Source organism: Robertmurraya dakarensis (assembly GCF_900156875.1).
GTDB lineage: Bacteria > Bacillota > Bacilli > Bacillales > Cytobacillaceae > Robertmurraya > Robertmurraya dakarensis.
In genome coordinates this window covers 3,115,644-3,130,847 of sequence record NZ_LT707409.1, presented here as the reverse complement: position 1 = coordinate 3,130,847, position 15,204 = coordinate 3,115,644, and the positions used below count along the sequence as shown (strand labels likewise).

Annotated in this window: 11 protein-coding genes and 1 riboswitch; of the genes, 8 read left to right on the top strand and 3 right to left on the bottom strand. The window is 42.7% G+C overall.

Translation table 11 applies throughout. The features are described from left to right. Window positions 1–13 precede the first annotated feature (13 nt). Both CZ487_RS23925 and CZ487_RS23920 read right to left on the bottom strand, forming a co-directional pair. On the bottom strand, window positions 14–400 hold the full coding sequence (locus tag CZ487_RS23925) for a DoxX family membrane protein (protein ID WP_077214873.1): 387 nt from the start codon (window positions 398–400) through the stop codon (window positions 14–16). A 167-nt stretch (window positions 401–567) separates the two neighbouring features. Beyond that, window positions 568–2,391, bottom strand: a complete 1,824-nt coding sequence (locus CZ487_RS23920) for a CocE/NonD family hydrolase (RefSeq protein ID WP_077214872.1) — start codon at window positions 2,389–2,391, stop codon at window positions 568–570. 405 nt (window positions 2,392–2,796) lie between these two features. Further along, a riboswitch (cyclic di-GMP riboswitch) is annotated at window positions 2,797–2,902 on the top strand. Window positions 2,903–3,134: 232 nt separating this feature from the next. On the opposite strand from CZ487_RS23920, the gene CZ487_RS23915 reads away from it, so the two are divergent. The 7 genes from CZ487_RS23915 to CZ487_RS23885 all read left to right on the top strand — a co-directional run bounded on the left by CZ487_RS23915 (window position 3,135) and on the right by CZ487_RS23885 (window position 9,863). After that, on the top strand, window positions 3,135–3,875 hold the full coding sequence (locus CZ487_RS23915; protein ID WP_139339609.1) for an EAL domain-containing protein: 741 nt from the start codon (window positions 3,135–3,137) through the stop codon (window positions 3,873–3,875). Window positions 3,876–3,890: 15 nt separating this feature from the next. After that, on the top strand, window positions 3,891–5,861 hold the full coding sequence (locus CZ487_RS28220; protein WP_077214870.1) for a methyl-accepting chemotaxis protein: 1,971 nt from the start codon (window positions 3,891–3,893) through the stop codon (window positions 5,859–5,861). Window positions 5,862–5,897: 36 nt separating this feature from the next. After that, the gene (locus CZ487_RS27805) at window positions 5,898–6,866 is read left to right on the top strand and encodes a methyl-accepting chemotaxis protein (protein WP_077214869.1); all 969 of its coding nucleotides are present in this window, start codon (window positions 5,898–5,900) and stop codon (window positions 6,864–6,866) included. Beyond that, on the top strand, window positions 6,863–7,342 hold the full coding sequence (locus CZ487_RS23900) for a chemotaxis protein CheX (protein ID WP_237562937.1): 480 nt from the start codon (window positions 6,863–6,865) through the stop codon (window positions 7,340–7,342). The genes CZ487_RS27805 and CZ487_RS23900 overlap by 4 nt, the downstream gene beginning before the upstream one ends. A 15-nt stretch (window positions 7,343–7,357) precedes the next feature. Then, window positions 7,358–7,714, top strand: a complete 357-nt coding sequence (locus tag CZ487_RS23895) for a response regulator (RefSeq protein ID WP_077214868.1) — start codon at window positions 7,358–7,360, stop codon at window positions 7,712–7,714. Window positions 7,715–8,051: 337 nt separating this feature from the next. Further along, on the top strand, window positions 8,052–8,894 hold the full coding sequence (locus CZ487_RS23890) for a DUF368 domain-containing protein (protein ID WP_077214867.1): 843 nt from the start codon (window positions 8,052–8,054) through the stop codon (window positions 8,892–8,894). A gap of 357 nt (window positions 8,895–9,251) precedes the next feature. Beyond that, window positions 9,252–9,863: a transposase gene (locus CZ487_RS23885; RefSeq protein ID WP_077214866.1), complete on the top strand. Its 612-nt coding sequence runs from the start codon at window positions 9,252–9,254 to the stop codon at window positions 9,861–9,863. Window positions 9,864–9,897: 34 nt separating this feature from the next. On the opposite strand, the gene CZ487_RS23880 is transcribed toward CZ487_RS23885, so the two are convergent. Continuing rightward, window positions 9,898–10,635, bottom strand: a complete 738-nt coding sequence (locus CZ487_RS23880; protein WP_077214865.1) for a metallophosphoesterase family protein — start codon at window positions 10,633–10,635, stop codon at window positions 9,898–9,900. Window positions 10,636–10,958: 323 nt separating this feature from the next. Between CZ487_RS23880 and CZ487_RS26235 the strand changes: the two genes are divergently transcribed. After that, window positions 10,959–15,194: a bifunctional metallophosphatase/5'-nucleotidase gene (locus tag CZ487_RS26235; protein WP_084783365.1), complete on the top strand. Its 4,236-nt coding sequence runs from the start codon at window positions 10,959–10,961 to the stop codon at window positions 15,192–15,194. Window positions 15,195–15,204: the final 10 nt, after the last annotated feature.

Here is a 15,204-nt window from a genome sequence, read left to right as displayed (position 1 = left end):
CCTGTTGGTGGTGTTAGTGGGAAGGGGATTTTTCGAATAAGCCTTTGAAATTGCTGCGGTAATGAATTAAGAGAGTGGTTTGAGCGGTGGAAAGCAAGATGGCCAAAGCTAGGAACGAAGGATCTATGAATAAGTGCAGTAATAAGATGTTTGCGATGATGGGGGTTAATATCGCAAGCGCGAGTGGGACGTAGCGATCCAGTAAAAGGAGTAGGCCGCATATGACTTCCAATGACTTTTCCACTACTAATAAATAATCGTATTGCAGGATGGCCATGGCTTCCCGGCTAACGAAAATAAAGGGCTCTAGACCAGAAAACCAAACAAAAAATCCATTTACCCCTCCGAATAGGAAGATGAGCCCTAAAAACACTCGGGTAATAGGGACGATGATGTTCATTTAACTTTCACCTCCTCTTATAGTGTATTCAGAATGAAGTGGCCGGTTTCCAACCGTCACTGTGACGACCCGAAAAATCTTGTTTCACAGGGTGAGTTTGTTTCACGTGCTTAAATAGGAAACCCCCATTGAAATAGGTATAATACCTATTCTAATGGGGGTGCTTCTTATTTTCTGTTTTTCACTACTGGCAAGCTTATATGTGAAGAGTATTTCGAACTTAGGTGCACGGTGTTGTTGGCGATGATGAAATCTTTCTCGGTGTCTACACCAAATGGGTTTCCGGTGTTAGGGTTTCGATCGAATCTTGGGAAGTTGCTGCTTGAAATTGCAACTCTTATTCTATGACCTTCCTTGAATACGTGACTTGTATCATTTAGAATAACCTCAATTTTATAGACCTCCCCATCTTCCATGAAGACTTCTTTGTCTAACCCTTCACGGAATCGCATTCTTTGGATTCCATCATTTAATAAGGTAGAGGTTCCGTCTGGTGAGACATCTGTTAATTTCACAGTAAAGTCAGTGTCTTTTGCATCAGAAGACACATAGAGGGTGGCGGTGATGTTTCCTGTAATCTCAACATCCTCTTTTAAAACTTCAGAAGTGTATGTTAAAGAGTTTTTCTCACTAGTTCTCTGATCCATTGGGCCAACGCCGTAGAATCCATATAAATTCGGACCGCCGATGGTGATGTTTGGATCAGCAGGGTCATATTCAAATGTATGTGCAGTCTTAGCGCGTGGAACCTTTTTGGATAAAACAGCATCATTTAGCGAATCTGCACTTCCGCTTTCCCCGTCATTCAAATACCACTTTTCACTTTTGGAAGTTTGAACAGGCCACTTATTTGCTGTTTTCCATTCGTTATCCCCCATTGTATAATAGCGGATTGGAGCCTCCTTCATGATTCCGTTATCGATGCCCTTCAGCCAATAATCGAACCATTTTTTCATTTCAGCATTGATATCAACTTCATCGCCTGTAAAGTTCTTACTATCTCCAACATCACGGTGACTCCAAGGTCCCATCAGAAGCTTTTGATTTCCTCTCGCGCCTTTACCACCTTTCGTTTGCAGACCAACAAAGTTATTTATTGGACCTTCAGCAAACACATCATACCATCCGCCGACATGATAAGCTGGAACATTAATGTTTGAATAGTTTAATTGAACGTCCCGATAATCGTAATAACCATCTTTCACATAATGCTCAAATAAATCATTATATGCCCCTAATAGATTCATAGGGTAAAGATCCTTTAATGGCATCTTCCAATAATTTTCGGGGAATTCTCCTGCATATTTCACTACATCTTCAAAGTTCTCTTGGGTAATTTCCTCCTCTTCTAGTAACTTTTGAGCATTGGTAACATTCATACCTGCAAGCCAGTTCTGAATAAATTCAAGTCGATAGGCTCCGCCTTGGAAAAGGGATCCCTCAAATATTTGTGAAGGCGCGACAATGATAAACATCGCTTCTAAGCCTTCAGGTTGTTCAGGAGCTAGTAACGTCTGGGTGATTCCTCTAGCAGAAGAACCAAATGTGCCAACTTTTCCATTACTCCAAGGCTGCTCTGCTAACCATTCAACTGTGTCATGGCCATCCTTGGCATCATCGAGACTGAGCGTATATCGGCCTTCTGATTTAAAGACTCCACGCAGGTCTTGGACTGCCACGACGTAACCATCTTTGGCGAACTTTTTTCCAACATCTGAGTAGTCTCCTAGTTTCTGACTGCCGTCTTCGTTTTCTTGAAAAGCACCGCTATTGTAGGGTGTTCTTGTTAATAAAACGGGATACTTTCCATCTTTCTTCGGACGATAAACTTTTGTTGCCAGCTGTTTACCATCCCTCATGGTCACCATAACATCTTCAATAATGATGTCTTTTGTATCAGGATTTGAAGCAAAAGATAAATTTGGAATCAATGACAACATCATGATGAGCGCTAGAATTAGTACACCTAATTTCTTCTTGTTTAAAACCATACATCAGCCCCCTAAAAATTTTTAATATACTACCACGCAGCAACCTGCGGAGTAACTGAAATCAAGTATGTAAAAATTACATATACTGAATATTCAGATATATAATTTCCAATTATACAACTCAAACACCATCATCACTAATCCCTTTCTTACTATTTTTACCAATAGACCTTTTATACCGTCGTCCCTGTGACGACCCGGAAAATCTTGTTTCACAGGTTGGAATGTTCCACGGGAAGGAATTTTTTGAGGGGAATGATTGATCATTGCAGGGGGTAGTCATTAATTACTAGAAAACAACATTTTTATATTAAGAATAGGAAATTTTTTGTAGAATTTTGTTGAATTCGGTCATATTTTCCCTTATGATAGCTGTATGACATATGAATCTTTAGGACTATATTTTAAACGAAAAGGCAAACTGTCTGAAAGGGCAGGACGCAAAGCTTAGGGTCTAAGGTTATAGGGGGTTATATGCCTTCCTTATTGCTATGATCGCCTGGTTACCAAATTTTAAATTTATGTTTATTAAAATCTGGCTATTCTTGTTTTTTAGAATGGTCTTTTTTTGTCCATAGATTTAGCTGTGCGTGCTGGGCTTTTTAAGACAAACATGTTTCAAGTTTGAAAGTGTGATAAAAGTCATATTTAGGCTTTGCTTATTTCGTTATAGTACATTCTATATGGTGTAATTAGGTAAGAGTACTTATATTTATCCCAAAAGGAAGGTACTGGAAAGTTAGGTGGTTACAATCGATTTACTGAACTTAATGAAAGAGGAAGTGCTGTACAGTGAATTTCAACCTCTCATGAATTCTAGCAATGATCAAATCTTTGCTTATGAAGCCTTGATGCGTACGACACCGAGAATTAATCCCTTAACGTTAATTCGATTTGCTCGAAGCCATGGGGTTTTATATGACTTGGATACAAATTGTATCAAGAATGCAGTAAAGGAATTTCCCTTCACCCTTTATCGACATCATTTCCTTTTCATCAACTTATTGCCGTCAACTCTCGTTCATCATCATTTTGAAAACTTTATCAATAATTTAATGACCTGCTTTCCACATATTAGAGGACGTGTTGTTTTCGAGATAAACGAGGATGTGGCGGAAGAAGAGATTTGGTCTAGCATCCTTTTCTATGAAAGGCTCAACTTTTTAAAGTCACAGGGGTTTCACATTGCATTTGATGACTTGCCTGTGGCAAGGGCTTCTTTTGAAAAAATGGAATCCATCTCCCCAGACTTTGTGAAGCTGGATCATACAAAATCAAATGGACTTTCGCATTCGAAGGATAAGCAGCAATTGGTTTCTCTTTTTCTAGAGTATACGAATGAAAAAATGCAACTAGTGCTTGAGGGCATCGAAACAGAAAAAGATTTAATAACCGCTAAGGAATTGGGGGTGCCTTTGCTGCAAGGTTACTATATTTCAAAGCCCATGCCGTTGGAGATGTTAAGAAAAGCAGAAATTATTTAAAAGGGGACTGACAACATGAAATACTTCTTTAGAAGCATCAAAACAAAATTAATCTTAGCGTTTGCTATTATCCTTTTTATCCCATCCATTACGATTGGAACGGGCGCATACATAACGGCAAAAAGTGCGGTTGAAAAAGAGATACTCGCGGGTATTGGGGAAAATATAAATCTATTAAATTCGACGATCGATAGTACAATTCAACCGAAGATCCATGATATTGACTATCTTGCTGAGTCTGTGACCTCGGAAGCTTATCAAGGAGAGGGCAGCCAAGAGTTAAAAAGTCAGTTAGATCAGTATATCCAATTGCATCCGGAAGTTGACGCTATCTATGTGGGTACAGAAACAGGGCAGTTTATTCAAGAGCCCTCGGACATTGAAATGCCAGAGAACTATGATCCTAGAAAGAGAGATTGGTATCTAGATGCAATGGAACAAAAGGGTGAAGCGGTTATTTCAAACCCTTACTCCTCGGCAGGAACCACTGGGATGGTTGTGACGGTTTCTAAAACAACCAGTGACGGTTCTGGGGTTATTGCGGTTGATATCTACTTAAGTCATATTCAAGAGCTAACAAGTGAAGTGAAAGTTGGCGAGAATGGTTACGCCCTTCTTTTAGATAAAAATAAAAATTACATCGCCCATCCTACACAAGAACCTGGCAGTGAAGCTGCTGAAGAGTTTTACGATCAAATGTACCAGCAAGAAAAAGGGGAATTTGATTATCTATTTGAAGGCGAAGAAAAAGTGATGAGCTTTGTGACCAATGAATTAACAGGATGGAAAATAGCCGGAAATATGTATACTTCTGAAATTGACCAATCGGCTTCGCCTATTTTTAACAACACATTGCTTGTTATTATCATTTCTTTAGTGGCGGGTTCTGGAATTGTTACGATCATTATGATTTCGGTCTTCAAGCCAATGCGAGAACTACGAGAAAAGGCGTTGACGATCAGTCAGGGGAATTTGACTGAGGGAGTTATCGTTAAATCTAATGACGTGATTGGACAGCTTGGGGCCGCTTTTAATGAAATGCAGGAAAGTCTGAAGGCAGTCGTAAAACAAGTGGATTTCAATGCGGATCAAGTGGCAGCATCTGCGGAGGAACTTACAGCAAGTGCAGAAATGACGGCAAGTGCTACGGAACAGGTATCCGTTTCCATTCAAGAAGTTGCAGGCAGTGCAGAAAAACAAACTGCTGGAGTTGACCATAATGCGCAGTCACTAGATGAAATTTCGAAGGGGATCGGGCTGATTGCTGAGAATTCGATGAGAGTGGCGGAGCTTTCACAGCACACGACTGCTCAAGCAGAAGTTGGGGGAGAGGCTGTTACAAAAACGGTCAACCAAATGAACTCTATTCATGAATCGGTGTCAGAGTCAAATTCGATGATTAAATCGTTATATGACCGTTCTAAGGAAGTAAGTTCGATTTTAGATGTGATTACAGGAATTGCTGATCAAACGAATCTGCTTTCATTGAACGCAGCGATTGAAGCGGCAAGAGCTGGTGAGCACGGGAAAGGCTTTGCTGTCGTAGCAGATGAGGTAAGAAAGCTGGCGGAACAATCTCAGCAGTCTGCCAAGGAAATTGACGAGATCATTAAGCGGATTCAAAAAGATACAGAGAGCTCCGTTCAGATTATGGCGCGCGTGGCAGATGATGTACAGGTTGGAGTTCAAGTTTCGAATGAAGCGATAGAGAAGTTTGATCAAATTTTACAAAGTACGAAGGAAATAACTCCGCAGATGGAGGATGTCTCTTCAACTGCGCAGCAGATTGCTTCGGCTGTTCAAGAGGTGACAGCGACAGCCAATGAATTAGCGGACATTGCTAGAGGGAACGCAGCGACGTCGGAGGAAGTAGCGGCATCAACACAAGAACAGCTTGCGTCAATGGAGGAAATTTCAGCATCAGCCAGCTCCTTGTCGAAGATGGCGGAAGAGTTGAAAGATTTAATTGCGAAGTTTAAATATTAAGCTGCTTTCTATAAAGAAAGTAGATGGAGGTAAACGATGTTTACTACGAAAAAACGCCTAACAGCCATACAAGAGGAAAAAATGGCTTTGCAAGCCAAGTTTGATGAAATCTACTCCGAGTGCAAAGAAAAGGAAGCCTTTTTTGAAATTTTTATGGAAAAGTTCAGTGAAGATTTGGCTAAAACGATTGAACAGCATGAAATCGTGAATGGTCAGCACCATGTGATGGCAGATATGGTCGCGCAGATTAAAAATCATTTTGATCAGGTGAATACCATCAGCCAAAAATCGTTTGATAATTCTGTTGATCTTTTACAAAAAGGCGAAGCATTAATTCAGTCTTCTCAGGATATGGTCGTCCGATCTGAAGAAGGGAAGAGCTTAGTTAATCAAGTGGAGGGGCTGATCTCCGGTCTTGGTAAAAAGCTTGAGGAAACCTATCATAAGATGAACAACTTGAATGAACGTTCGAAGGAAATCGAAATGATTGTAAAAGTAATTAAGGATATTGCGGATCAGACGAATCTTCTTGCGCTGAATGCTTCGATTGAAGCGGCGCGGGCCGGGGAGCACGGCAAGGGCTTTGCGGTTGTAGCAGAAGAAGTCCGCAAGCTCGCGGAAAGCACTTCCGACAGCACGAACTCGATTAGCACTCTCACGCAAAATATCCAAAATGATATTAAAGATACGATGCAATCAACGACGGCTAGTACAAGTATAATCCGGGAAGGAATTGATTTAAGTAAAAATACTTCCAGTAAAATTGATTTTATTTCTTCGGTGATTGGGCAGGTTGAAGCTGAGGTAAAGGGCGTAATTAATAGTATTGAGGAGCAAACAGGTTATTCGAAAGAAGTTATGAGGGAAATCAGCAATACGAGTACATTATTTGAGGAAGTGAAGGAGTTAATCCTTGAGCATATTGAAGAAGCGAGCAAGGTGGATGAGAAGCTGGAGGAAACGAGCAAGCAGGTGGCTGCGTTAGATGATCAAAGGGGTGAGTGAAACTGGCTATTAATATGGAAAAAAGTGCGCAAATGCTTCTTGTATCTGCAACAAAGAATGCCATTCAGAATGTTGTTCCATTGAATCTGGCGATTGATAACCCCCGCATTTTGGGGCAATCGCTGGATATTCAATATGGCGTGCTGATTGGGATGACGGGTGATATGAAAGGGAAGCTTGTCCTGTCTGGGGATTCGGATGTGTTTGGGAACATTGGCGAAGTGATGTTTGGTATGAAAATTGGTGATGAGATGCTGTCCTCTTTTAGCGGGGAGCTGGGAAATATGATTGCGGGAGGACTATCTTCGCAAATCTATGAAAATGGATTAAAAACGGATATTACTTCACCCACGGTGTTAAGCGGGAATACCACGTTATCCGGATTTCAGCGGGCATTACATATTCCAGCTACCTTCGAAAGAGCTGGAGAAATGGGGATTTACTTATTGTTGGATGCTTTTAAAGGAATGAGGTAAATGGAGGTCTGATGTATGGCAAGAATTTTAATAACAGATGATGCGGCATTTATGAGGATGCAATTGAAAGATATTTTGACTAAGTTAGGACATGAAGTGGTGGGGGAAGCGGAGAACGGGCATGTTTCCGTAAGCAAGTACCAGGAATTGCGCCCGGACCTCGTCACCATGGATATCACCATGCCAGAAATGAACGGCATTGAAGCACTAAAAGAAATCAAAAAAATCAACAGCAGTGCCAAAGTCATCATGTGCTCCGCCATGGGACAACAAGCACTCGTCCTCGAAGCCATCAAAGAAGGAGCCAAAGACTTCGTTGTGAAGCCATTCTCACCAGAAAGAATTCAGGAATCCATCGAAAAGGTGCTTTAAAAGCCGTCACTGTGACGACTCGAAAAATCTTGTTTCACGGGGAATGTTTCACGAGGGTTCAATAGATGTGTTTTAGATAGGCTTTGGAATAAGGTTCTGCAGGGGTTTCTCTGTAGAGCCTTTTTATGTAGTAGGGGTTTTTATTCATTTATTATTGGACATGCGGTGAACTAGAACGGTCTCTAAAATATTTCCTACTAATAATACCTTCTATTTATAAGATGTAAAAAATTTATGGTAAGTTATATTTGGCAAGTGGAAAGAATGTTATACTAATGTATTGTTACGTGTTGTGTGTTGATTTTTTTGATAATCGAATGTAAAGGAGACAAATACATTGTTTCAATGGCAAAATGTTTTTAAAGGAATGTTGATGGGCATTAGTGATGTCATTCCAGGTGTGAGTGGCGGGACGATTGCTCTTGTATTGGGAATCTATCAAAGATTAGTTGCTGCGATAAATGGTATCTTAAGCAAGGATTGGAAAAAGCACATCGCTTTTCTTATTCCTATTGGAATTGGGATTGGCATAGCTGTACTTACTTTTAGTCATATCATGGAATGGCTGCTAGCTGAGTATCCGGAACCAACTTTTTTCTTTTTCCTTGGGTTGATCATTGGTATTATCCCTATGCTTTTAAAAGAGGTTAATTATAAAAAAACGTTTAAAACGAATCATTATATCCTTTTTGCAATCGCTGCGGTATTAGTGGCGATAACCGTTTTGATTAAGGAGAATGAAATGGCTGCCGTCATGAGTGAACTTGTTTGGAGCGATTATTTATTTTTGTTTATTGGCGGCTGGTTAGCTAGCTCTGCCATGATTTTGCCGGGGATCAGCGGGTCTTTTGTTCTTTTACTATTAGGGCTATATCCTACCGTGATCAACGCTGTTTCTACTTTGAATATTTCTGTGATTATGACAGTTGGTTTCGGAGTTGTGATTGGCCTGTTATTAACGAGTAAACTCATTGCTTTCCTGTTTGTAAAATACCGCATTGCTACCTATGCAGTCATGATTGGTTTCGTAGCGGGGTCCATTGTCGTCATCTATCCAGGATTCAGCTCGAACCTGGCAATTACAATCGCAAGCATCATAGCCTTCTTATTCGGTCTGCTAGCTTCCTACCTGCTCAGCATAATCGAAAATAAAAAACTCGAACCGCAAACGTCACTGTGACGACCCGAAAAATCTTGTTTCACAAGGATGTTTCACGGAGTGGGTGCGTGCGGGATTTGGGGTTTAAGGGAAGTTAAGGATAGAGGAGTTCAGTGTGTATTCACTGACTCTTTTTTTTTGTGTGGATTTAGAAGGATTTATGAAGAATTTGTCGAATTTTCAATGTGTGATATGGCTTCAATCTCTCACTTTCCATCTTGCCACGCCACTTTATTTCCTATTCGTTTTGCCGCCTGCTAACCTTTCCTTTCTTCCGTACCCATCTGCCTTATTAAGGAGGTGATTCCCTGTAGTATATATGCAAGAAATGTTGAAATGTTGTTATGAAAATATATTCATATAAAGGTAGGGAAATTTATGCCGTATAAGAGAAGACTATGGATTCCGGACCGGTTTTATCATGTTGTTAGCCGGGGGAATCGGCGTGATCCGCTTTTTTGGGAGGATGCTGATTTTCTAGCATTTTTTCATATCCTTAAGCAAGTTTATGAGAAATATCCATTTGAAATTGCCGCGTATTGTCTGATGACCAATCACTTCCATCTACTCATGCGTTCTCCCGAAGTTCCTCTTTCAAAAGTAATGTCCCTGATAAACAAGCGATATGCGAATTATTATAATAATCGGTATGGATTAACCGGTCATGTGTTTGAGAAACGTTTCCGTGGTGATCGGGTTGATGATAGAAGGGGAATCCTTGCGGTTAGCTGGTATATCCACTTAAATCCGGTTGAAGCTAGAATGGTTAACCATCCATCTGGGTATTCATGGAGCAGCTATTATTTGTTTAAAGACAGCGGTTTTGAACAGCCTGACTTTATGAATACTGATTATATTCTCGACTTTTATCAAGGAACAGCAGAAGAGAAGAGGGGGGAGTATTGTGCTGAACTTGATAGACGCAGGGACGACCCGAAATATGTCGGAAAACCTTGTTCCACAGGATTGTTCCACGATGGGAGTTCATGAATTAAGCCAACAGCATATTGTTGGCTTAATTGAGTTAGGAATGTCCATGAAAGGCTTTTAGTAGAAATTCTCTGCCCGGGACTTTTAATTTGTGAAAAGATTCTAGGAAGGCGGCTTTGTCATAGGTTGTTTTTTCAAGGCTAACCTCAATTTTGTTATCGTGAACTGTTACGATGGCGTATGTTGCAATGGGGTCATGGCTGCAGCCTAATGCGCCGGCATTTAAATAAATGGAGCGGCTGTCTTGAAAGAAATGGATCGGGTGATGATGGCCGAAGCAGATGAGATCATCTTGATGATCCTTAAAAATTTGCTGCATGTTCTCAAGACTAGGATCAACGATATCGCTGAATGGATCATTGCTGATGTGCTTGTTTAGTTTGTGGGGATCAATATGATAATGTATAAAAAACAAAGAATGGCCATTTATTTTCTTTTGGATGGTACGCGGCATTTTTTCGATATGCGAAACAAATGCAGGATCAATACGATCAGCAATCCAGCTATGATGCTCACGTATAAATTTATATCGTTGAGGGTATTCCTGTCCCTGATGCAAAGCAAGGACCGCTTCATCATGGTTACCCGTGATCATCGAGAGATTATCCTTCGAAAACAAAGTTTCTAATACCTCATTCGTATCCGGCCCTATCCCAACCATATCTCCTAGTGAAAAAATATGATCAACATCTTTCCTTCTATCAATCTCAGCAAGTACCGCCTTTAAAGCGGCCGCATTTCCATGCACATCTGTAATCACTGCAAATCTCACAAACTTCACTCCTTTCTTTATATAAAAAAATCCTTACTATAGGGTATTCAATAGTTTATTGAGAATTTCCTCTTTAATGTAGTCACAGGGACGCCCCGGGTTTTGTTGGGTTTTGACCGATTTTGTCGAAACTCAAGGTTTTTGTTGGAATTCTTGGCTCATCACTATTTGGTGGTGGGTCTTTTTTAATTGAAAAGTGATCGTAAAGCTTTTGTTAAGAGTTTATTAAACAACCAAAAAATTCAAAAAACGGTGATAAATTGTTAGGGTGAGATGATTCGACATGTTGAATTTTATATGAAGAAAGATGAGGAGGAATTAACGTGGGACTCTATCATAAATCTAATCAAAAGCTATTTCGTACTGTTCTATCTGCAAGCATTGCAGCAGGGGCAGTAGCTGGGGTAACTCCAGCTTCTATAGATGCTGAGAAAATTTCATCCAATGCCAACAACGGTGACAATGGAAATAATGGAAGCAATTGTGACAACGGGAAAAACGGAAATAACGGGAACAACAACGGCAACAACGGCAACAATGGGAATAATGGCAACAACGGCAACAACGGCAACAACGGCAACAACGGCAACAACGGCAACAACGGCAACAACGGCAACAACGGCAACAACGGCAACAACGGCAACAACGGCAACAACGGCAACAACGGCAACAACGGCAACAACGGCAACAACGGCAACAACGGCAACAACGGCAACAACGGCAACAACGGCAACAACGGCAACAACGGCAACAACGGCAACAACGGCAACAACGGCAACAACGGCAACAACGGCAACAACGGCAACAACGGCAACAACGGCAACAACGGCAACAACGGCAACAACGGCAACAACGGCAACAACGGCAACAACGGCAACAACGGCAACAACGGCAACAACGGCAACAACGGCAACAACGGCAACAACGGCAACAACGGCAACAACGGCAACAACGGCAACAACGGCAACAACGGCAACAACGGCAACAACGGCAACAACGGCAACAACGGCAACAACGGCAACAACGGCAACAACGGCAACAACGGCAACAACGGCAACAACGGCAACAACGGCAACAACGGCAACAACGGCAACAACGGCAACAACGGCAACAACGGCAACAACGGCAACAACGGCAACAACGGCAACAACGGCAACAACGGCAACAACGGCAACAACGGCAACAACGGCAACAACGGCAACAACGGCAACAACGGCAACAACGGCAACAACGGCAACAACGGCAACAACGGCAACAACGGCAACAACGGCAACAACGGCAACAACGGCAACAACGGCAACAACGGCAACAACGGCAACAACGGCAACAACGGCAACAACGGCAACAACGGCAACAACGGCAACAACGGCAACAACGGCAACAACGGCAACAACGGCAACAACGGCAACAACGGCAACAACGGCAACAACGGCAACAACGGCAACAACGGCAACAACGGCAACAACGGCAACAACGGCAACAACGGCAACAACGGCAACAACGGCAACAACGGCAACAACGGCAACAACGGCAACAACGGCAACAACGGCAACAACGGCAACAACGGCAACAACGGCAACAACGGCAACAACGGCAACAACGGCAACAACGGCAACAACGGCAACAACGGCAACAACGGCAACAACGGCAACAACGGCAACAACGGCAACAACGGCAACAACGGCAACAACGGCAACAACGGCAACAACGGCAACAACGGCAACAACGGCAACAACGGCAACAACGGCAACAACGGCAACAACGGCAACAACGGCAACAACGGCAACAACGGCAACAACGGCAACAACGGCAACAACGGCAACAACGGCAACAACGGCAACAACGGCAACAACGGCAACAACGGCAACAACGGCAACAACGGCAACAACGGCAACAACGGCAACAACGGCAACAACGGCAACAACGGCAACAACGGCAACAACGGCAACAACGGCAACAACGGCAACAACGGCAACAACGGCAACAACGGCAACAACGGCAACAACGGCAACAACGGCAACAACGGCAACAACGGCAACAACGGCAACAACGGCAACAACGGCAACAACGGCAACAACGGCAACAACGGCAACAACGGCAACAACGGCAACAACGGCAACAACGGCAACAACGGCAACAACGGCAACAACGGCAACAACGGCAACAACGGCAACAACGGCAACAACGGCAACAACGGCAACAACGGCAACAACGGCAACAACGGCAACAACGGCAACAACGGCAACAACGGCAACAACGGCAACAACGGCAACAACGGCAACAACGGCAACAACGGCAACAACGGCAACAACGGCAACAACGGCAACAACGGCAACAACGGCAACAACGGCAACAACGGCAACAACGGCAACAACGGCAACAACGGCAACAACGGCAACAACGGCAACAACGGCAACAACGGCAACAACGGCAACAACGGCAACAACGGCAACAACGGCAACAACGGCAACAACGGCAACAACGGCAACAACGGCAACAACGGCAACAACGGCAACAACGGCAACAACGGCAACAACGGCAACAACGGCAACAACGGCAACAACGGCAACAACGGCAACAACGGCAACAACGGCAACAACGGCAACAACGGCAACAATGGCAACAACGGCAACAATGGCAACAATGGCAACAACGGTAACAATGGCAACAATGGCAACAACGGGAACAACGGGAACAATGGCAACAACGGAAATAACGGCAACAGCTGCGGGCAGGACCCTGGTGATGATACGCAATATACTTTGTCATTAATGCACACGAACGACACGCATGCCAATTTAGATAACATCGCAAAAGTGGTGACTGCTGTGAAAGAGGTTCGTGCAGAGAGACCAAATGCACAGCTTATCAGTGCGGGGGATGTGTTTTCTGGAACTCTCTATTTTAATGAATTTCAAGGACAGGCAGATCTTGAGTTTATGAACCTGATGGGTTATGACGTGATGACTTTTGGAAATCATGAATTTGATTTAGGTTCGAGTGTGGAAGGCCATAAAGCATTAGCGGATTTTATAAGAGGTGCAAAATTCCCATTTGTCAGCGCAAATGTTGATTTTTCAAAAGATGAGAACCTAAAAGGATTATTTAATGACCTCATATCAAGCAAACCGAAAAAAGGCAAGATTTACAGTGGAATGGTGAAAGAAATTGACGGTGAAAAGGTAGGATTCTTCGGATTAACGACGGCTGAAACTCAAGCTATTTCAAGTCCTGGGGAAGTAACTTTCGAAGATTATCTTGCGGAAGCGGAAAAAGCTGTTCAAGCATTTGAAGGCATGGGTGTTAATAAAATTGTGGCTGTTACCCATATTGGCTATGACGACAATCCTGTCATCGACAATGATCAGGAGCTTGCTAAGCATGTTGACGGAATTGATGTGATTGTTGGCGGGCACAGTCATACAAAATTGGAAGAACCAGTCGTGATAAAAGAAGATGAAACCGGTGTGGCGAAGGACCCAACTGTGATCGTGCAAGCTTACCAATACCATGAGTATCTAGGGACGATTGATGTACAGTTCGACAAGAACGGAAAGGTGATTGGACAAGCTGGTCAACTGATTTCTATTGGGGAGCAAGCAGATGATCGCAAAGCGGCAAAAGTACTAGAAAAGTATTCTTCAAAAATAGAAGAATTGAAGAGTCAACCTATTGGTGCAACAGCTTTACAAGCGTTAGAAAATCCCCGCACAGGTGGCGATAATTCAAAGCCTAGCGTTCGGAAAAATGAAACACCATTAGGGAACGTGATTACAGATGGAATGCTCGCAAAGGCGAAGGAGTACAACGCTGATGTCATCATGGCCCTTCAAAATGGCGGCGGTATTCGTGCAGCGATAGACCAAGGAGAAATTACGACAGGGGAAGTCATTACAGTCCTGCCGTTCGGAAATACGCTGGCCACCATGGAATTGACAGGAGCAGAAATCAAAGAAGCATTTGAAATTAGCTTAAGTAAATATCCGGCTGAAAACGGCGGCTTTTTACATGTCTCAGGTGCAAAAGTAGAATACAATTCTTCGAATGCTGCCGGTGATCGAGTACTATCTATTTCTTATAAAAATGAAGATGGCAGCTACTCTCCAATCCAAGAGGATGTAGTCTACACGATTGCCACAAATGCTTTTACCGCAAAAGGTGGAGATGGTTATACCGTTTTTAAAAAAGCATATGAAGAAGGCCGTGTAACAGATTTGGGTCTTTCTGATTGGGGCAACTTTGCGGAGCATCTTAAAAACTTAAAGACTGTTAATCCAGTAGTTGAGGGGCGTATTGTTGATATTGCAGTAAATCCAGATGATTTCGGGGGCACTGCTGAAGAACCGAAAACGATAGAAGGAAACGCTGTGGTAGATATCACCGGAGTAACACAACTGAGTCATGCCGTTATTAAAGGGAACTTAATTCTGAAAGGGACGCCATCTGAAAGCTTTACTTTTACCAATATTAAAGTAGAAGGCAGTTTAAATGTTTCCGAGCTTGAAGGAAGCACCATTAACTTTGAAGGAATTGAAGTGGACGGGGAAACGATTCTTTAAGTAACCAATC

Excerpts from the sequence above, each read along its gene's own strand:
- CZ487_RS23895 (WP_077214868.1), top strand. The coding sequence starts at position 7,358 with ATGGCAAGAATTTTAATAACAGATGATGCGGCATTTATGAGGATGCAA.
- CZ487_RS23920 (WP_077214872.1), bottom strand. The coding sequence starts at position 2,391 with ATGGTTTTAAACAAGAAGAAATTAGGTGTACTAATTCTAGCGCTCATC.
- CZ487_RS23885 (WP_077214866.1), top strand. The coding sequence starts at position 9,252 with ATGCCGTATAAGAGAAGACTATGGATTCCGGACCGGTTTTATCATGTT.
- CZ487_RS23925 (WP_077214873.1), bottom strand. The coding sequence starts at position 400 with ATGAACATCATCGTCCCTATTACCCGAGTGTTTTTAGGGCTCATCTTC.
- CZ487_RS27805 (WP_077214869.1), top strand. The coding sequence starts at position 5,898 with ATGTTTACTACGAAAAAACGCCTAACAGCCATACAAGAGGAAAAAATG.
- CZ487_RS28220 (WP_077214870.1), top strand. The coding sequence starts at position 3,891 with ATGAAATACTTCTTTAGAAGCATCAAAACAAAATTAATCTTAGCGTTT.